The organism is Streptomyces sp. NPDC049627 (genome assembly GCF_044465645.1).
In the GTDB taxonomy this organism is placed as follows: domain Bacteria; phylum Actinomycetota; class Actinomycetes; order Streptomycetales; family Streptomycetaceae; genus Streptomyces.
Genome location: NZ_JBITLW010000016.1, coordinates 153,538 through 171,914, shown reverse-complemented (window position 1 = coordinate 171,914; position 18,377 = coordinate 153,538). Strand labels below are relative to the sequence as shown.

The 18,377-nt window shown below is 72.2% G+C and carries 16 protein-coding genes; 7 read left to right on the top strand and 9 right to left on the bottom strand.

Annotation, left to right across the window (positions count from 1 at the left end; translation table 11 throughout):
• Position 1: 1 nt before the first annotated feature.
• The 4 genes from ACIBU0_RS36705 to ACIBU0_RS36690 all read right to left on the bottom strand — a co-directional run bounded on the left by ACIBU0_RS36705 (position 2) and on the right by ACIBU0_RS36690 (position 6,605).
• The gene (locus ACIBU0_RS36705; protein WP_398827398.1) at positions 2–1,630 is read right to left on the bottom strand and encodes a protein kinase; all 1,629 of its coding nucleotides are present in this window, start codon (positions 1,628–1,630) and stop codon (positions 2–4) included.
• Positions 1,631–1,675: 45 nt separating this feature from the next.
• Positions 1,676–3,295: a nickel transporter gene (locus ACIBU0_RS36700; RefSeq protein WP_398827396.1), complete on the bottom strand. Its 1,620-nt coding sequence runs from the start codon at positions 3,293–3,295 to the stop codon at positions 1,676–1,678.
• Positions 3,292–4,869: a tetratricopeptide repeat protein gene (locus tag ACIBU0_RS36695; protein WP_398827395.1), complete on the bottom strand. Its 1,578-nt coding sequence runs from the start codon at positions 4,867–4,869 to the stop codon at positions 3,292–3,294. The genes ACIBU0_RS36700 and ACIBU0_RS36695 overlap by 4 nt, the downstream gene beginning before the upstream one ends.
• 200 nt (positions 4,870–5,069) lie before the next feature.
• Positions 5,070–6,605, bottom strand: a complete 1,536-nt coding sequence (locus tag ACIBU0_RS36690; protein WP_398827393.1) for a DUF4331 domain-containing protein — start codon at positions 6,603–6,605, stop codon at positions 5,070–5,072.
• Between the two features lie 231 nt (positions 6,606–6,836).
• Between ACIBU0_RS36690 and ACIBU0_RS36685 the strand changes: the two genes are divergently transcribed.
• From ACIBU0_RS36685 to ACIBU0_RS36675, 3 genes are all read left to right on the top strand, one after another.
• Positions 6,837–7,379: a sigma-70 family RNA polymerase sigma factor gene (locus ACIBU0_RS36685; protein ID WP_398827391.1), complete on the top strand. Its 543-nt coding sequence runs from the start codon at positions 6,837–6,839 to the stop codon at positions 7,377–7,379.
• Positions 7,376–8,194, top strand: a complete 819-nt coding sequence (locus tag ACIBU0_RS36680; protein WP_398827389.1) for an anti-sigma factor domain-containing protein — start codon at positions 7,376–7,378, stop codon at positions 8,192–8,194. Before ACIBU0_RS36685 ends, ACIBU0_RS36680 begins: the two co-directional genes overlap by 4 nt.
• A 126-nt stretch (positions 8,195–8,320) precedes the next feature.
• Positions 8,321–8,590, top strand: coding sequence for a hypothetical protein (locus ACIBU0_RS36675; RefSeq protein WP_398827387.1), 270 nt, complete (start codon positions 8,321–8,323; stop codon positions 8,588–8,590).
• A gap of 167 nt (positions 8,591–8,757) precedes the next feature.
• Here ACIBU0_RS36675 and ACIBU0_RS36670 read toward each other — a convergent pair whose 3' ends face one another.
• Together ACIBU0_RS36670 and ACIBU0_RS36665 are read right to left on the bottom strand one after the other, a co-directional pair.
• Entirely contained in the window at positions 8,758–9,540 is a 783-nt protein-coding gene (locus ACIBU0_RS36670; RefSeq protein ID WP_398827385.1) for an ABC transporter permease, read from the bottom strand.
• On the bottom strand, positions 9,537–10,475 hold the full coding sequence (locus ACIBU0_RS36665) for an ATP-binding cassette domain-containing protein (protein WP_398827383.1): 939 nt from the start codon (positions 10,473–10,475) through the stop codon (positions 9,537–9,539). Before ACIBU0_RS36665 ends, ACIBU0_RS36670 begins: the two co-directional genes overlap by 4 nt.
• Before the next feature lie 63 nt (positions 10,476–10,538).
• Here ACIBU0_RS36665 and ACIBU0_RS36660 point away from each other — a divergent pair, with 63 nt between their 5' ends.
• Positions 10,539–11,255 (top strand): TetR/AcrR family transcriptional regulator C-terminal domain-containing protein, encoded by a 717-nt coding sequence (locus ACIBU0_RS36660; protein WP_398827381.1) that lies wholly within the window; start codon positions 10,539–10,541, stop codon positions 11,253–11,255.
• Positions 11,256–11,274: 19 nt separating this feature from the next.
• On the opposite strand, the gene ACIBU0_RS36655 is transcribed toward ACIBU0_RS36660, so the two are convergent.
• Genes ACIBU0_RS36655 through hmgA form a run of 3 tightly spaced genes read right to left on the bottom strand, consistent with a single transcriptional unit; the run spans position 11,275 to position 14,572 of the window.
• The gene (locus ACIBU0_RS36655; protein ID WP_398827379.1) at positions 11,275–12,417 is read right to left on the bottom strand and encodes a type ISP restriction/modification enzyme; all 1,143 of its coding nucleotides are present in this window, start codon (positions 12,415–12,417) and stop codon (positions 11,275–11,277) included.
• A 26-nt stretch (positions 12,418–12,443) separates the two neighbouring features.
• Positions 12,444–13,193, bottom strand: coding sequence for a GntR family transcriptional regulator (locus tag ACIBU0_RS36650; protein WP_398827377.1), 750 nt, complete (start codon positions 13,191–13,193; stop codon positions 12,444–12,446).
• Between the two features lie 26 nt (positions 13,194–13,219).
• The gene (hmgA, locus tag ACIBU0_RS36645; RefSeq protein ID WP_398827375.1) at positions 13,220–14,572 is read right to left on the bottom strand and encodes a homogentisate 1,2-dioxygenase; all 1,353 of its coding nucleotides are present in this window, start codon (positions 14,570–14,572) and stop codon (positions 13,220–13,222) included.
• 151 nt (positions 14,573–14,723) lie between these two features.
• Between hmgA and ACIBU0_RS36640 the strand changes: the two genes are divergently transcribed.
• The 3 genes from ACIBU0_RS36640 to ACIBU0_RS36630 all read left to right on the top strand — a co-directional run bounded on the left by ACIBU0_RS36640 (position 14,724) and on the right by ACIBU0_RS36630 (position 18,330).
• Positions 14,724–15,344, top strand: coding sequence for a hypothetical protein (locus tag ACIBU0_RS36640; protein WP_398827373.1), 621 nt, complete (start codon positions 14,724–14,726; stop codon positions 15,342–15,344).
• Positions 15,341–15,955 (top strand): TetR family transcriptional regulator, encoded by a 615-nt coding sequence (locus ACIBU0_RS36635; protein WP_398827372.1) that lies wholly within the window; start codon positions 15,341–15,343, stop codon positions 15,953–15,955. The genes ACIBU0_RS36640 and ACIBU0_RS36635 overlap by 4 nt, the downstream gene beginning before the upstream one ends.
• A 137-nt stretch (positions 15,956–16,092) precedes the next feature.
• Positions 16,093–18,330: a molybdopterin oxidoreductase family protein gene (locus ACIBU0_RS36630; RefSeq protein WP_398827370.1), complete on the top strand. Its 2,238-nt coding sequence runs from the start codon at positions 16,093–16,095 to the stop codon at positions 18,328–18,330.
• Positions 18,331–18,377: the final 47 nt, after the last annotated feature.

Genomic DNA, 18,377 nt, shown 5'->3' with positions numbered 1-18,377 from the left:
GCTACGCGCTCGGCGACTCGGTAGGCGTGGGGGAGGCCCCGCCCGTCGGGGTCTCCCCCACACAGGTCACCGAGAACGGCACCGGGTCGGACTTCGTCTCCACCGGGCCGCGGACCTCGACGCTGATCTCGTTCTCGATCGTGCCGCTGTCGTCGTAGGTCGTCACGAACGCCCTGTCCTGCTTGGTCCGCCCGCCGCCCTCCGGGAACGACAGGGTCTTCCACCCCTGGTCCATGACATCGCCGTCCCTCGACACCCAGCGATAGCTGACCTCCGCAGGCAACCGCCCCACGGTGAACGTCGCCGTGAAGGCGGGCGCTTGGCTCTGCGGCGGCGGACAGGCGCCGGAGTACTCGGTGTTCGCGCCCGCCAGCGTCACCCGCACGGACTGCGGCGCCGGAGCGGTCGTACGGCTCTTGCTCGGGCTGGGCGTCGGGCTGGTGGCCTCGTCGGTCTCCTTGTCGCTCGGCGTGGGTGACGTCTGCGCGCCCGTCTGACTCGTGGTGTCCCCCGAGCCCGCCTCCCGGTCGTTGTCCCCGCGGTTGAGCAGGGCGTACGTCAGTCCCGCCACGGCCAGGGCGAGGGCGGCGATGCCCGCGACCAGCGCCAGGGCGGCGCGGCGGTTGCGGGCGGGGCGGACGGGAGCCGTGGTCGAGGCGGGGGTGCCACTGCCGCTGCCGGTGACGGGCCGGGTCGGTGCGGGCGGCGGGACCGGGGCCGTCGGGGCGGTGTGCGACGGTGCCGGGAACGCCGCGACGGTCGGGGCGTACGGGCCCGTCTGCACGGCGTCCGCGCGAGGCGTGCCTCCCGCCCCGATGATCCGCAGGTCCTGCTCGGCCCGGTCGGCCGGCAGGCGCTCGGCCGGGTCCTTGCGCAGCAGCCCCTCGATGACGGGGGCGAGGGGACCCGCCCGGTGCGGCGGAGGGAGCTCGTCGTCCACGATGGCGCGCAGGGTGCTCAGCGGGGTGTCCTGGCGGAACGGGGAGTTGCCCTCCACGGCCGCGTAGAGGAGCACGCCGAGCGACCACAGGTCGGACTCCGGTCCGGGCGTGCGGCCCAGCGCCCGCTCCGGGGCCAGGAACTCCGGGGAACCGATCACCTCGCCGGTCATCGTCAGCGCGGAGCTGCCCTCGACCATGGCGATGCCGAAGTCCGTCAGGACGACCCGGCCGTCGTTCGACATCAGCACGTTGGCCGGCTTCACGTCCCGGTGCAGCACCCCCGCCTCGTGCGCGGCCCGCAACGCGGCCAGCACCTCGGCACCGACGTGCGCCGCGCGCTGCGGGCTCAGCGGGCCCTCGGCGTCCAGCAGCTCGGCCAGCGAGATGCCGCGGACCAGCTCCATGACGATCCAGGGCCGGCCGTCCTGCGTGGCCACGTCGTACACCGTGACGACATTGCGGTTGGCGACCCGCGCCGCCGCCCATGCCTCGCGCTCCAGCCGGGCGTACATCCGCTCGACCTCCGGCAGTGGCAGCCCGTGCGGGGCGCGCACCTCCTTGACGGCGACCTCGCGGTGCAGCAGCTCGTCGCGGGCCCGCCACACGGTGCCCATGCCGCCCTCGCCGAGCGGGGACAGGAGGCGGTAGCGGCCCGCGATCACACGTTCACTGCCGTGTTCTTCGGACACGGGCGTCCCCCATTCGCATCCGTGCGCATTCTCCACAAAAGTAGCTCAGCCGAGTGCGGATGCCGCCCCCTGGAGAACCAATCCGGCCCCGATCAGGACGACGAGCACCGCGGATGCCAGGGGCGTCGTCCTGCGGACGAAGGCCGCCATGGGGTGGGCCGTCCAGCGGGGACGTCGTTCCAGCACCCGGGTTACTCCTGTACCCAGCCGCACCACGGCGAACCCGGCCGCGGTGAGGGTGAGGGCGAGCCCGACGCCGTACGCCACGACGAGCAACAGCCCGAACCACGCCTTGCCGAGTGCCGCCGCGCCGACGAGCACGACGACCGCGGAGGGACTGGGCACGAGACCGCCGGCGAAGCCGAGGAGGATCGTGCCGCGGAGGGTGGGGGCGGTGGGGTGGGTGTGGGTGACGCCGCCGTGGGTGTGGGTGTGACTGTGACTGTGACTGTGACTGTGTGGCTGGCTGTGGTCGTGGCCGTGGTGGTGGTCTGCGGGCGCGGGGGCGGTGGAGGTGGGGGATTCCGTCACGGTGTGGGTGTGTGCCGAGACCAGGACCGGTTGGCGCTCGAGGTCGTCGCCGCTTTCGTGAGTGTGGGTGTGCCCGTGCGTATGCCCGTGCCCGCGGCCGTGCCAGGCCCGGCGTACGAGCGTCGCGCCCGCCAGGATCACCAGGGCGCCGCTCGCGATGCCCAGCCAGGTGATCACTGACGGTGCCGCCGCCGAGCCGGCCGTGACCAGGAGACCCAGGGCGACCACGCCCAAGGTGTGGGTGACCGTCACCGAGGCGGCCAGGGGCATGACGTCCTTGAGGCGTGCCTGCCCGCCGCGTGCCGTCGCGACCGCGGCCATGATGGTCTTGCCGTGGCCCGGGGCGAGCGCGTGCATCGCGCCGAGGAAGACGGCGACGACCAGAGCGAGGGCGGCGAAGCCGAGGGTGAGGTCGTGCCGGGCGACCAGGCCGTCCAGGGCACGCGTCCAGCGGTCGGCGCCGCGCGGCAGGACGGAGGAGGCGGGCGCGTCCCGCTCCGCCTCGGCGAGGGCCGGCCCGCCGGAGCGCACACGCAGGGACGCGGCGTCGGTGTCGGCCGGGGAGGAGAGCAACTCCTGGGGATACTCGGTCAGTTCGCGGGAGACCGACTCCTCGGACACGTCCGAGGCGGTGAGTGTCATACGGTCGCCGCGCGCCGTGATCTCCCGCCAGCCGGGGCCGGACTCCGCGCCCGCGCCGCGGAAGCCGAGGGCGAGGGTGGAGTCCTCGGAGCGCTCGGGGAGCGGTGCCGTCAGCCGGCACTCCACGCGGAGCGTGTCCAGCCCCGCCTGACCGGGCCGCACGCGCGCGTGGCTGCTGTTCAGCGTCAGCTCGACCGTACGGCCGTCGACGGTGACCTCGCTGCCCTGCGCGGCCTCCTCGCAGCGCTGCCGGGCCCACTGGGTCATGCCCGCCTTCTCGATGTCCGGCTTCGCCTGCGTCGCCGGGATCTCGGCGAGGTCCTCCACATGGTGGACGCGCAGTTCGCCGGGAGCGGCGACCAGGCCGTCGTAGCGGTTGACGGTGAAGTTGCCGAGGGGGTGCGCGCTCGCGGACGACGAGGGGAACAGTGCGAGCGCGCAGGCCGCCGTGAGGACGGCGGCGGACGAGGCGAACAGCCGACGGGGGGTCACTTGGCCGCCTCCAGGTCCTTGAGTGCCGTACGGGCTTCCCGCGCGCCCAGCGGTGAGAAGCCGGGGTTCAGCTTCAGTGCGGCTCGCAGGTGCTCACGGGCGTCCTCGGCATGGCCTGTGGCGCGCTCGATGACTCCGCGGTGGTAGAGGAACGCCGCGCTGCGGTAGCCGGTGGCCGTGGCCCTGCGGGCGTAGGGCAGGGCTTCCTCGTCCTTGCCGTTCACGTGCAGCGCCCAGGCGAGCGCGTCCGCGGTGTGCACGGTGTGGCGGCGGTTCCACTCGGCGCGGGCGGCGCGCAGGGCGGAGGCCTTGTCGCCGTGGTCGGCGGCGGCGAGGGCGGTGTCCAGGTCGGCGTTGACGCCGTTGGCGCGGGCGAGGGCCGTCCAGGCGTCGACGAGGGCGTACTGGTCGTCGGCCTTCGCCCGGTCGCCGGCCGCCTCGTACAGCTCGCCCAGCTCGACGAGCGGGCCGGGGAGCGGGTACCGGGCGACGACGTCCGCCAGGCCCTTCGTCGCGGCGCCCCGTTCTCCGCTCGCGGCCTGGGCGCGGGCGCGCCCTTCGAGGGCGGGGAGGTAGGTGTCGTCGGCGGCGAGCGCGCGGGCGTAGTGGGTGAGGGCCGTGTCGTAGTCGCCCTGGTTCCACGCGAGGTGGCCGAGCTGGGTGGCGACGTAGGCGATGTCGCCGGGGGTCACCGCGGAGGAGAGGGCCCGTTCCAGTACCCGCTGGGCCGTCCGTACGTCGCCGCGCAGCTCGCGTACGTACGCGTACCGCGTGAAGACCGGGATGCCCGGGCGGCGGTCGTCGGCGGTGTCGGCGGCCTTGGCGGCGTCGGCGTAGCGGCCGAGTTCGACGAGGGCGTCGATGCGGGTGCACAGGGCGCGTTCGCTGTACGGGTTCACCTTCAGGGCCTGGTCGGCGTACTTCAGGGCGTCCTCGAAGTCGTGCCGGGCGGCGGCGAGGGCGGCGCGGCCGGCGAGGGCCTGGTCGTTGTCGGCCTTCAGTGCGAGCGATCGCTTGAAGGCCTGCTCGGCCTGGGGGTAGCGGGAGGGGTCGCCCTTGGTGCGGGCCTGTTCGACGTAGGCGAGGCCGAGGGTGGCCCAGCCGGTGAAGTCCCTCGGCTGGGTGCGGAGGTGGGACTGGAGGGAGGAGATGCCCGCGTCCAGGTCGCCGGTTGCGAGGAGGCCCGGGGAGACGGCGGCTGACGCGGGGGTGACGGCTGTGGGGCCGTTGTCGCGTGCGGCGCCGAGTGCTATGGATCCGGCGGTGAGTGCTACGGCCAGGAGGGCGGCGCAGCCGGCGAGGTGGAGGGCGCGGCTGCGGTGTGCGGCAGCGGCGGCGCGGCGTACGGCGGCGATGCGCTGGTCGCCGGTTTCCTCGCCCCCGCCGCCCCTACCCTTCCCGTCCTCCAGGGGCTCCGCCCCTTCGACCCCGCTGGGGGCTGCCGCCCCCAGACCCCCGCTTCGGCCCTGAAGGGGCCTCGTCCTCAAGCGCCGGACGGGCTGGATGCCGCGCACCCGCCTCACAGCCGCAACGCGGTCGTTCTCCGGTGCGTCGTCGTTCGTACGCGGGGCCATGCCTCTCCTCAGTCGGATTCTCGCGGCGAAAGTAGGGGGCGGGGGGCGGCGCGGCCCGCGCCGTGGGGGATGAGTACTGCGCGGGCCGCGCCAGTCAGGGGCGGTTCAGCAACGTCCTTAGGGGCGCGGGGAACTGCGCGACCAGCCACGACCGACCCGCAGACGATCGACGGCATATCGCGGCAGCCCCCGCGCAGCGCCTAGTACGCCCGTTCCCGCGTCCGGCGCCACCAGGCCAGGGCCGCGCCGATCAGCAGGACTCCGATCGCGCCGGCGCCCGCCGACCCGGCGATCAGGGTGGTGTTGTCGGTGCCGCCGGAGGCGCCGGCCGGCTGCAGGGCGTCGCCGAGCTGGCTGCGGACGTCGGTCTGGCCGTCCGTGCCCTTGGCGAGCGGGCCGCGGGAACCCTCGGTCGGCAGGGCGACGTACGGGAAGGCCTTCTCGAAGTCCTTGTCGTTCTTGTCGACCGCGTCGCCCAAGTCGTTCTTCGCGCCGAGGAGTTCACCCTCGACGACCTGCAGCGAGGCGTCGATCACGTCGTCGGTGAGGCGACGGCCGTTCGGGAAGCCCGCGGTGTCGCCGTCGAGGACGCCGAGCCGCTTGGGTTCGGCGGCCGGCTTGATCGACGTGTTCAGGCGCAGCTGCTCCGACGGGGTCACGTGCGGCGGCTGGTTGAGGTCCTTGACGCCCTTGAGGAAGACGTCGACGAGATCGTTGCGGGGCTCCTTGGGCGCCGGGATCTTGTAGATCGCCTCGATGAGCTTCGGCAGCTCGGGGTTGGTGACGTTCTTCAGGAACTGGGCGTCGTCCCAGGGCGAGGACGCGTTGAACTTGTCCTTGTCCTTGAGGGGGTTGACTACCTCGTTGACCAGGGGGCTGCCCAGGCGCGAGACCTGTTCGTAGTAGCCCTTGGCGTTCTGCCGCTGGGTCGTCGACCAGATCCCGACGATCGGCTGGTGGGCCGACTCCGTGATCATGTGGGTCGGCACCTGGAGGGCTATGGAGTTGACGTTGTAGCCCTTGAGCGTGTCGTTGCCGACCTCGGAGAGGTTCCCGCCGTACAGCAGGTCGAAGACGCGCAGGTCCAGGAAGAACGGGTCGTCGGCCTGGCCGGCGAACGTCGTCGTGCCGCCGTACAGCTTGTGGACGGCCTGGTCGCGCAGCTTGGCGTAGTCCGGCATCGACGCCTTGCCGACGTTCGAGGGCGCCACCGGCACGTCGTTGGCGATCTTCGTCTTCGACACCAGCTTCTGGTGCTTCAGCTTGATCAGCTCGATGTCGTACGTCTGCGTGACGTTGAGGTCGGGGTCGTCGAGGCTCTCGACCGGGCCCGTGTTGTACAGGAACGTCTTCTTGTTCTTGGTGTGCGTGTCGAACGTGAAGCGGTAGAGCAGCTCGCCCTGCGCGTCGCCGTTGTTGTCGATGTGGATGTCGTACTGCGCGTCCTCGGCGAACGGGAAGAAGTTCGGGCCGCCGGCCGGCTCCTCGAACGGGATCCAGTTCGCGATGATCGTCGTCGTGTCCGGCTTGTCCGGGCTGACGAACGCGTACACGTCCGTGTTGTCGTACTGCGGCGTCCCCGAGATCAGCGGGGCCTCCCGGTGGCTGGAGGCGGAGGCCGCCCCCGGCTCCAGCGCGGCGACGCCGGCGGCTGCGAGCCCCCCGGCGGCCAGCGCACCACATACGAGGGTCGCGAGGCCCCTGCGTCCCGCACCGCTCCTGGAATTAGGTGTCATGCCGTCCGTCCTCAGTGCCAACTTGCCTGACGAACCCGATTCGGAGCCGTCGCCAGGGTGGATTGGTTCGAATCCCAAGCGTTCTTACGGCGGAACCGGAAAGTTGTTTCATCGGCCGGCCACCCGCGTTTTCGGCGCGCTGATCCGTAACCCCATCCGGAGGTGGGTTCGTTGCGAATGCCTCGTGGGACAAGACGGCCGCGCTGCGGTCTGGCCGGAGGGGGAGACGAGTTGGAGGCGGACGAGCTGCTGGTGCTCGTGGCGGGCGGTGACCAGAAGGCGTTCGAAGATCTGTACGGGCTGGTCTCCGGGCCGGTGTACGGGCTGGTACGACGCGTGGTGCGCGACCCCGCCCAGTCCGAGGAGGTGGCCCAGGAAGTGCTGCTCGAACTGTGGCGGTCCGCCGCGAGGTTCGACCCCGGCCGGGGCAGCGCCCTGTCCTGGGTCCTCACGCTGGCCCACCGCCGCGCCGTCGACCGGGTGCGCAGCGCCCGCGCGGCCGGCGAGCGCGAGCAGCGCGAGGCGATGCGCGCGAACCACCCGGCCTTCGACCATGTCGCCGAGGAGGTCGAGGCAGGCCTCGAGCGGGAGTGGGTGCGCCGCTGCCTCGACCGCCTCACCGCGCTGCAGCGCCAGTCCGTCACCCTCGCCTACTACGAGGGCTACACGTACCGTGAAGTGGCCGAGCGGCTCTCCCTGCCGCTGGGCACGGTCAAGACCCGTATGCGCGACGGACTCACCCAGCTGCGCAAGTGTCTGGGAGGTGTGGCGTGAGCTTCGTCGACCGTCTGCTGCGGCGCGGGGACCTGCACTCCCTTGCCGCGCCCTACGCCCTCGACGCCCTGGAACCCGCCGAGCGGATCCGCTTCGAGAAGCATCTGAAGACCTGTGACGGCTGTGCCGCCGAGGTGCGGGCCCTGTCGGAGGACGCCGTCCGCCTCGCCTGGTCGACCGCCGCCCCGGCACCGGCCGCGATGCGCGACCGGGTCCTGGCCGCCGTACGGACGACTGCGCAGGAGCCCGCCGGGCGGGAGGCGGCACACGCACGTGCGCCGCAGTTGCCGCCGCATGTGTGGGGCACCCAGCCGCCGCCGCGTTCCCGGGCGACGAGGCCGCGCCCGCTGCTGGTGCCGTTCGCCACGGCCACGGCCGCCGCGGCCCTCGTCGTCGCCTCCCTCTTCGCCGTCCAGGCGAACAAGACGCAGGATCAGCTGGACGCCCAGCGGGACCGGTCACGTGAGATCGCTAACGTTCTGGCGGCACCCGACGCCCGGGCGACCGCCGGCGAGGACGCTCAGGGCCGCACCATCGGAGTGGTCGCCTCCGTTTCGGAGGGGCGCGCCGTCGTCACTCTGAGCGGATACGACGAGCTGCCGAGCGGCCGAGTGCACCAGCTCTGGGCCATGCGCCCCGACGTGCAACCGCGCTCCCTCGGGCTTTTCGACGGCGACACGCCCTTGGTCGCGTCCGATCTCGACAAGTCGGCGACGTCACTGGCTGTGACCGTCGAGCCGGACGGGGGCTCACCGCAGCCCACCAGCCAGCCCGTTGTCCAACTCGCCCTGAAATCGGTTGGATTCGGAGAGTAATCGCGGACGAGTCGTCAACACCCTTACGGGGAAGGTGAATCCTGTGACCGCGATACACGCGTGCCCCACCGGGGCGATAGGGTTAACCTGCCCGGGCCGGGTGGACTCGTACGGGTGGGGAGTGACATGGATCAGATAACAGTGCGCAGCAGGGCCAGGGTCCCTGCGATCACCTGCGGGAGCAGCGCGACCAGTTCGCGCCTCGACCGCCATCTCTCGGTGCTGGCAGGCCCCGCCGTACCGCAGACGGAGGCGGCCGAAGCGACCTCGCTGATGCGTGAACTGACCACTCGTGACACCACGCACGAGCGCAGCGACCGCGGTGCCCGCGTTCGCCGCGTCTCGCTCTTCGCCCCGCTGCGTCGGCTCCGCCGTTCGCTGTTCGGCGGGCGCTGACTCGTACCGGCGTTCTTCGAACGACTTCCAGGCCCGCGCCCGTCAGCTCTCACCGTCTCCGGCGCCGTACCGCGTCGCCGCCGCCGTCATCCCCACGGCACGCGGCGGCGCCGCGGAGTGCTACCCGGGCGCGGGCACGTCCCCCAACTCCCGTCGGCCTTCCGGCTTCACCGCTCGCCGCGCGCGTACCGCCGTACGGCGAGCGGTGCGAACACCGCCAGCAGTACCACGCACCACGCCAGCGACCCGGCGACCGGGTGGGCGACCGGCCAGGCGGCCCCGTCCGGCACGGGTGCGTTGCCGAAGAGGTCCCGCAGGGCCGTGGTGACCGCGCTGATCGGATTCCACTCGGCGAGCGTGCGCAGCCAGCCCGGCAGACCGTCGGTCGGGATGTACGCGTTGGACAGCAGCGGCAGCATGAAGGTCGCCCCGCCCAGCTGACCGGCTGCCTCCTCGTTGCGGGTGAGCAGCCCGAGGAAGATCCCGACCCAGGCCGTCGCGAACCGGAACAGCAGCAACAGGCCCAAGGCGCCCGCCGCTTCGAGCACGGACCCCTCCATCCGCCAGCCCACCGCGAGCCCCACCAGCAGGAACGGCACCGTACCCGCGGCCGTCACCACCAGGTCGGCGGCCGCCTGCCCCAGCGGTACGGCGGCCCGGCTCATCGGCAGCGTCCGGAAGCGGTCCGTCACACCCCGGTGCGTGTCCTGGGCGGCCTGGAACATGCCGGTCATGAGCCCGTTGGCGGCGGTCGCCACCAGTAGCCCGGGGACGAGGAAGGAGCGGTACTCCGTGCCGGGCATCGCCAGCGCGCTGCCGAAGACATAGCCGAAGAACAGCAGCATGGTGATCGGCATGGTCTGGGTCAGGATGAGCAGCCCCGGGTTGTTCCGGATGCGTCGCAGCTGCCGGCCCAGCATCGCCCCGCCGTCGTACGCCAGCGCGTTCATGCCGCACGCTCCTCGGTGAGTCGCAGGAACACATCGTCGAGAGACGGTGGTTCGAGTCGTACGTCGAGCAACGGCACGCCCGCCGCGTCGAGTTCGCGCACCAGGCGGGGGAGGGTGAGCGTCAGGTCCCGGGTGACCGCGCCCACGGCGTGCCGCTCATGGTCGAACGACGGTTCGGCGCCGGTGAGTTGATCGAGTACGGCCGCCGCCTTCGCCATGACGTCGGCGTCGGTGACGACGACCTCGACATGCGCGCCGATCACCGCCTTGAACTGGCTGGGCGACCCCGTGTGCGCGACCCGGCCCCGGTCCACCAGCGCGATGCTGTCGGCGAGTTGGTCGGCCTCCTCCAGATACTGCGTGGTCAGCAGCACGGTCGTGCCGTCGGCGGTCAGCTCCCGTACGGCGTCCCAGATCCGGTTGCGGCTGGCCGGGTCGAGGCCGGTGGTGGGCTCGTCCAGGAACAGCACGTCGGGGCGGCGGACGAGGCTCGCCGCGAGGTCGAGGCGGCGCCGCATCCCGCCCGAGTACGTGGACGCCGGCCGGTCGGCCGCCTCGGTCAGCCCGAAGCGGTCCAGCAGCTCGCCGGCCCGCTCGGCCGGCCCGCGCACCCGGTGCAGCCGGGCGAACAGCCGGAGGTTCTCGCGGCCGGTGAGATCGCCGTCGACGGAGGCGTACTGACCGGTGACGCCGATGCGGCGGCGGACGGCGGCCGGCTCCCGCAGCAGGTCGTGCCCGGCGATGCGGGCCGAGCCGGCGTCCGGGCGCAGCAGGGTCGTCAGCAGGCGTACGGCCGTCGTCTTGCCCGCGCCATTGGGGCCGAGGAGCCCGCAGACGGTGCCCTGTGCGACGGCCAGATCCAGCCCGCGCAGGGCGCGGACCTCGCCGAAGCGCTTCTCCAGACCTTCACTAAGTACAGCGTACGTAGAAGTCATGGGTCGACCATAGCGCACTACGTACGCTGTACGTAACTAGGATGGTGGCCGAGGTGATGATCGATGGCGGGCAAGGCGGCCGAACCCCAAGTGATCTGGGCGCGTCCCGAGCGGACCGGGCGGGGTCCCAGGCCCGCGTTCACGCGTGCGGACATCGCGGCCGCGGCGGTGCGCGTCGCCGACGCCGGCGGGCTGGACGCCGTGTCCATGCGTCATGTCGCGGCCGAGCTGGGCTGCGGGACCATGTCGCTGTACAACTACGTCCCCCGCAAGGAGGACCTGTACGAGCTGATGATCGACGCGGTGGGCGCCGAGCACGAGATCCGCGAACCCTCGGGTGACTGGCGCGCCGACATGGTCCGCAACGCGCTGGAGACCCGCGCCATCATGCACCGGCACACCTGGGTGCCGAGGCTGATGTCAGGGGTGTACGGCTTCAGCCCCAACACCCTGCGCTACCTGGAGCACTGCCTGGCCTGTCTCGAACCGCTCGACGTGCCGTACAGCGTGAAGATGGAGCTGGTCGCGCTGCTCAACGGCGTCGTGACGACGTACACCGCGAACGAGATCGCCACCGCCGAGCGCACCCGTTCCATGCCCTGGTCCGAGGAGGAGGAGAACGCGGTCCGCATCGCCTACCTCGGCAGCCAGGTCGCCACCGGCGCCTATCCGCGACTGGCCGCGGCCTTCATGGAGAACAGCGGGCCGATCGATCTGGAGGCGGTGTTCCGGCGGGCGCTCGAAAGGGTGCTGGACGCCTTCGACCCGGACCGGCGTTGAATCGGGGGCGCGTTGCGCCTCAGATCAGCGCGAGCTGCCCTTCCGGCCCCTCCTCGTGCCCGTCCAGCACCGAGGCCGGCCTGCGGGCCGACTCCGGGACCGGCAGAACCCCGGCCTTTCGGAGGTCGGCGGCCGTGATGGCGGACGTCAACTGCTGGTCGAACGGCTGGAGTTCCGCCAGCAAGGCCAGGACCGTGATCAGCTCCAGCAGTTCCGAGGTCCATGCCTGCGGCCAGGTCGCCGGGCGGATCGCCGCGAGGGTGCCCGGCTCGGGCTCCGTGACGCGGGCGGTGAACCACTGCTGAAGGACCCGAACGCCGGCCACCTCGAAGTCCCAGGCCTGAGGCGGGACCGGTGAGATGCGGCCCTCGCCCAGCAGCAGGGCTTCCTCGTCGCGGTCGTAGTCGAGGGTGAGCGGACGGGAGGGGAGGGGTGCGCGGACGTACGGGCGGCGGCCGCCGGGCAGCTTCGGGCGGTCGCCGTTGCGCCGCATCAGCCACAGGGTGCGGTGGCCCGACTCCACGCCGCGGGACCAGAGTCCGGGGTCGGCGGTGAGGGGGACGGTGAGGTCCGGGCGTACGGCCGTCAGCGTCCAGGCGAGGACGTCCAGCGGCTCGACGGGTGTGCCCAGCCGGTCGCGGAGGTGCTCCAGGAGGCCCGGCGCCAGGTTGGGCTCCGTGCCGCCCGGGCGGCGGTACAGCGGGCGGACGCGGCCCGGCCGGACCAGCGGGAGCAGTGAGGTCGCCAGCAGGGGGGACTCCGGCGCCTCCAGGACGAAGACCTGGTGCTCGTCCGCCACCCGCCACAGCTCGGGGCGGGCCGCGTCGATCAGGCGGTGGTCCGGGATCAGCCACTGTTCGTCGAAGGGGGCGTGCAGGACGCGTACCGGATCGGGGCAGGGGCCCGAGGCGCGGACCAGCTTCTCCGTGCCGGTCGACCGGCCGGGCAGCTGGCCGACCGCCGAGTGCAGCGTGCGGGAGCGCGTCGGCTCCAGCAGGGCCTCCCGGTCCGGGCCCTCGGCCTTCACGAAGGCGTCCCAGCGGGCCTTCAGGGACGCCGCGTCGGGGCCCGTCGGCCACCCCCGGCCGAGCCGCGGCGGTGCGACGGACCACGGCATGAGGTCCGCCAGCAGCGGAGCGTCGTCGTGCGTCACGCTGGGCATCGTACGACCTGGTGACGACAGCCGGGTCAGTTGGCCTCCAGCGTCACCGTGAAGGAGAAACGGTCGCCCCGGTAGTGGATGACCACCGCGTCCAGCACCCGCCCCTCCATGTCGTACGTCACACCCGTGTAGTGCAGGATCGGGCTCAGCAGCGGGACTTGGAGCAGCCGTGCCGTCTCCGGATCCGCCAGGCGCGCCTCCACCGTGTCCGTGATGCGGCTGATGTCCGCCCCGACGACATCCCGCAGCACCTTGGTCATCGGCCAGCGGACCAGGTCGTCCAGGTCGATGCGGGCGGCGAGTTCGGGCCGGACGTGGTTGCGGGCGTGGTTGGTCGGCTCGCCGGTCTTCTCGTCGCTGCGCAGGCGGTGGTACGTCGCCACCTCGTCGAGGTCCGGGAAGTACTCGGTGAGTTCGGCCGGGACCGGTGCGTGGCCGTGGTCCAGCAGCTCGGTCGTCATGCCGGACTGCTGGGCCACGATCGCGTCCACCGAGCCGAGCAGCCGCACGGGGGCGCCCCGGCGGGCGTCCGGCTCGATGAACGTGCCGCGTCTGCGGTGGCGCGTGATCAGGCCCTCGTCCTCCAGCTCCTTCAGCGCCTGCCGCATGGTCAGCACGCTCACGCCGTAGTGCCCGGCCAGCTGCTCCTCGGTGGGCAGGCGCAGCGGGTCCTGCGGCCGGCGGCCCAGTATCGAGGCGCGCAGCGACTGCGACACCTGGTACCAGAGCGGCAGCTTGCGGTTCAGGACGATCGAGTCCGGGGCGAAGGAGGTCACGGGCCATCCGTACCTGTCAGGAATCTTCAGTGCAAGGGGCGGAAGTGCCGCTCCAGGCCCTGCCAGACGTCGTCGTAGCCCTGTTGCAGGTGCTCGGCGCGGGCCGCGTGCGGCGTCAGCGTCACCGGCCAGCGCGTCTCGAACATGAACGCCAGGCCGTCGTCGATCTTCTGCGGCCTCAGCTCGGCGGCGCTCGCCCTGTCGAACGTCTCCCGGTCCGGGCCGTGCGCCGACATCATGTTGTGCAGCGAGCCGCCGCCCGGCACGAAGCCCTCCGCCTTGGCGTCGTAGGCGCCCTCGATGAGGCCCATGTACTCGCTCATCACATTCCGGTGGAAGTACGGCGGCCGGAACGTGTCCTCGCCCACCAGCCAGCGGGGCGCGAAGACCACGAAGTCGACGCCCGCCAGGCCCGGGGTGTCCGACGGGGACGTCAGCACCGTGAAGATCGACGGGTCGGGGTGGTCGTAGGAGATGGTGCCGATCACATTGAAACGGCGCAGATCGTAGACGTACGGCACATGGTTGCCGTGCCAGGCGACCACGTCGAGGGGGGAGTGGTCATAGGTGGCCGTCCACAGGTTGCCGCAGAACTTGTTCACCACCTCCACGGGGCCTTCGGTGTCCTCGTACGCGGCGACCGGCGCCATGAAGTCCCGGGCGTTCGCGAGACCGTTGGCGCCGATCGGGCCGAGGTCGGGGAGGTGGAAGGGCGCCCCGTAGTTCTCGCACACATAACCCCGGGCGGAGTCATCCAACAGCTCCACACGGAAGCGCACCCCACGAGGAATCAGCGCCACATATGAGGGCTCCACATGCAGCAGTCCGAACTCCGTACGCAGCAGCAGCCCGCCGCGCTCCGGCACGATCAGCAGCTCTCCGTCCGCGTCGCTGAAGACGCGGTCCATGGAGGCGTTGGCGTGGTACAGGTGCACGGCCATTCCGGTGCGCTGCGTGGCGTCGCCGTTGCCGCCCAGGGTCCACAGGCCGGCGAGGAAGTCGGTCCCGGGTGCGGGTTCGGGCAGGGGGTTCCAGCGCAGGCGGTTCGGGTCCGGCACGGACTCCGTGAAGGGGGCCGTGCGGATCGCGCCGTTGTCCGTGCGGGTGAACGCCGGGTGGGCGGCCGACGGGCGGATGCGGTACAGCCACGAGCGCCGGTTGTGGGCCCGCGGCTCGGTGAACGCCGTACCGCTCAGCTGCTCCGCGTACAGCCCCAGCGGGGCGCGCTGGGGTGAGTTGCGGCCCTCGGGCAGGGCGCCGGGCACCGCCTCCGAGCTGTGCTCGTTGCCGAAACCGGAGAGGTAGGTCAGCCCCTCGGCGGTCTTGCGTGCTCCCCCACGCTCGAACACGCTCGCGCGGGAGGTACCCCCATCGCTCATGATCGCTCCCTCGATATCTGATTCCTATGCTTCACCGTAGGATTGCGGTTGTCCGCACGCAAGAGAGCGGCCGGATCTCCTCTGCGGGGACGACCCGGAACCAGACTTCAGGGGGATCCGGCTGTCGGACCGGTGTTCTAGTCTCCCGGGCATGTCGTGGATGCGGAGCCTGCTCGCCGCGCTCGCGGTCTGTGTCCTGCTGCTGACCGGAACCGCGGGCTGCGGCTCCGATGGTGCGCGGCAACAGGGCGAGGACGGGCTGTCGCCCTCCCCGGTGGGCAAGGTCCTCGACGACACCGACGGCGAGGGGCGGCACTACCGCGAGGTGGACGAGGACGACGCCCCCGGGGTCGGCATCGAGGTGCAGCCGGACCCGGACGGCGACGGCAGCTGGGACGTGACGCTGACCCTGCGCGACTTCCGCTTCTCGCCCGCGGGCAGCAAGGCGCAGGCGGTGGCCGGCCGCGGACTCGCGCACCTCTTCGTGGACGAGCGTCTCGTCACCAGGCTCCGCACCCCCGCCTACCGCCTCGCTCCCGGCCTCGTCCCGCGCGGCACGCACCAGGTCACCGTCCGGCTGTACGCCGACGACGGCACGGTGTGGGCGGTGGACGGCCAACCCGTCGAGAGCACGGCCGCCATCACGGCATCGGAGGCGGAGACGACCCGGACGCCGACGCCGACACCGTCCTCCCCGGCACTGAGCGCCCCGGGTGCCGGCTTCCGTACAGGGGGTCAAGGTTCACCGGACCGAGCCGGAAAGGCATCATGAAGACCGTGCCCCATCCCGCATCGCTCCGCCGGGCGCCCGTGCAGCGGCGCAGCGCCGAACGGCTCACCAGGATTCTCGACGCGTGCGCCGACCTCCTCGACGAGGTCGGCTACGACGACCTGAGCACCCGGGCCGTGGCCCAGCGTGCCGGCGTCCCCATCGGCTCCGTCTACCGCTTCTTCGGCAACAAGCGGGAGATGGCCGACGCCCTCGCCCAGCGCAACCTCGAGCGCTACACCGCCCGGATCGCCGAGCGCCTCAAGGGGGCCGAGGACGGAGGCTGGCGCACGGCCATGGACGCCGTGCTCGACGAGTACCTCGCCATGAAGCGCACCGCGCCCGGCTTCTCGCTCGTCGACTTCGGCAACCAGATCCCGGTCGGCACCCGCGCCGAGCCCAACCACCGCGTCGCCGACCGCCTCACCGAGCTTCTCTCCGGCTACCTCGACCGGGAGCCGGACGACGATCTGCGCCGCGTCTTCCTGATCGCCGTCGAGACCGCCGACACCCTGGTCCACCTGGCCTTCCGGGTCGCGCCGGAGGGGGACGAGCGGATCATCGAGGAGGCCCGGGAGATGCTGCGGGCGTATCTGGCGCGCGTTCTCGACTGACGGGCTCGACTGACGGGCTCGACTGACGGCCCGCGAATTTCCGACCTCGTCCCCGGCAGGGACTCCCCTCCGTGCATACCGGTCGGTATGCTCGGCCGAGTCCGCGCGTCAACGCCGTCGCCATCCCGGGAGGACCCGTGTCCCGCACCGCACTGCGCATCTGCCCCCTGTGCGAGGCCACCTGCGGCCTGACCCTCACCATCGAGGGAACCGAGGTCACCGGCGCCCGCGGCGACCGCGACGACGTGTTCAGCAAGGGGTTCATCTGCCCCAAGGGTGCCTCCTTCGGCGCCGTCGACGGCGACCCCGACCGGCTGCGCACGCCGCTCGTCCGCAAGGACGGCGAGCTGCGCGAGGCCACCTGGGAGGAGGCCTTCGACGCGGTCGCCGCCGGGATCCGCCCGGTCGTCGAGCGGTACGGGCCGAACGCCGTCGGTGTCGTCCTGGGCAACCCCAACGTCCACACCATGGCCGGCGCCCTGTACCCGCCGGTCCTGATCGCCGGCCTCGGCACCCGCAGCCTCTTCACCGCGTCCACGGTCGACCAGATGCCCAAGCACGTCTCCAGCGGACTGCTCTACGGCGACGCCAACGCGATCCCCGTACCGGACCTCGACCACACCGACCACCTGCTGCTGATCGGCGCCAACCCGCTGGAGTCCAACGGCAGCCTGTGCACCGCGCCCGACTTCCCCGGCAAGCTGAAGGCGCTCAAGGCCCGCGGCGGCACCCTCACCGTCATCGACCCGCGCCGCACCCGCACCGCCAGGCTCGCCGACCGGCACCTCGCGATCCGGCCCGGCACCGATGCGCTGCTGCTCGCCGCGATGGCGTACGTCCTGTTCGAGGAAGACCTCGTGGCGCCGGGCGAGCTGACCCCGCACCTGAAGGGGCTGGACGAACTCCGGGACGCGGTACGGGACTTCACCCCCGAGGCCGTCGCCGGGGCCTGTGACGTCGAGGCCGCCCTGATCCGCACCCTCGCCCGCGAGCTCGCCGCCGCGCCCACGGCTGCGGTCTACGCCCGTATCGGCAGCTGCACCGTCCCGCACGGCACCCTCGCCAGCTGGCTGGTCGACGTACTGAACATCCTGACCGGCAACCTCGACCGCCCCGGCGGCGCCCTCTTCCCGCAGGCGGCCACCGACAGGACGCCCCGCCCGGCCGGACCCGGGCACGGCTTCGCGCTGGGGCGCTGGCACTCCCGGGTGAGCAAGCACCCCGAGGCCAAGGGCGAGCTGCCGATCTCCGCGCTCGCCGAGGAGATCGACACCGCGACCGAGGGGGGCGAGCCGATCCGGGCGGTGATCGCCGTCGCCGCCAACCCCGTGCTGTCGGTGCCCGACGGCGACCGGCTCGACAAGGCGCTCGGCTCGCTCGACTTCATGGTCAGCGTCGACCCCTACCTCAACGAGACCTCGCGCCACGCCCACGTCGTACTGCCGCCGCCCCCGCCGTCGCAGAGCCCGCACCACGACTTCGCCTTCAACACCCTCGCCGTACGCAACCAGGTCCGCTACAGCCGCCCCGCCGTCCCGCTGGAGCCCGGCCGCAGGGCCGAGACCGAGATCCTGGCCCGGCTCGTCCTGGCGGCCACCGGCATGCACGGCGCGGACCCGGCCGCCGTCGACACGCTGGTCGTCGATCAGACCCTCGGCAAGGCGGTCAAGGAGCCGCACTCCCCGGTGCACGGCCGCGACCCGAAGGAACTCGCCGCACAGCTCACCGGTGACACCGGCCCCGAGCGGCGTCTCGACATGATGCTGCGCCTGGGCCCGTACGGCGACGGCTTCGGCGCCCGACCCGACGGACTGACCCTCCAGAAGCTGCTCGCGCATCCGCACGGCATCGACCTCGGCCCGCTCGCCCGTCGGCTGCCGCAGCCGCTGAAGACGGCCAGCGGCAAGGTCGAACTGCTGCCGCAGCCGATCGCGGACGACCTTCCGCGCCTGAGGCAGGCCCTGCACGAGCGTCCCGACGGGATCGTCCTCGTGGGCCGCCGGCATCTGCGCTCCAACAACAGCTGGATGCACAACGTGCCCGCCCTCACCGGCGGGACCAACCGCTGCACCCTGCACATCCACCCGGACGACGCCGAACGGCTCGGCGTGCGGGACGGGGCGCCCGTGCGGGTCAAGGGCGCCGGGGGAGAGGTCACCGCCCCCGCCGAGGTCACCGACAGCGTGCGTCCGGGCGTCGTCAGCCTGCCGCACGGCTGGGGGCACGACCGGCCGGGCACCCGGCTGAGCCATGCGCGGAAAGAGCCCGGCGTCAACGTCAACCAGCTCCTCGACGGCAGCCTGCTCGACCCCCTGTCGGGCAACGCGGTCCTCAACGGCATACCGGTAAATCTCGCCATCGCGTCGGCCCTGTGAGCAGCGCAAAGCTCTGACCAGCAGTTTTGCGCTTATTGCTCGCACGT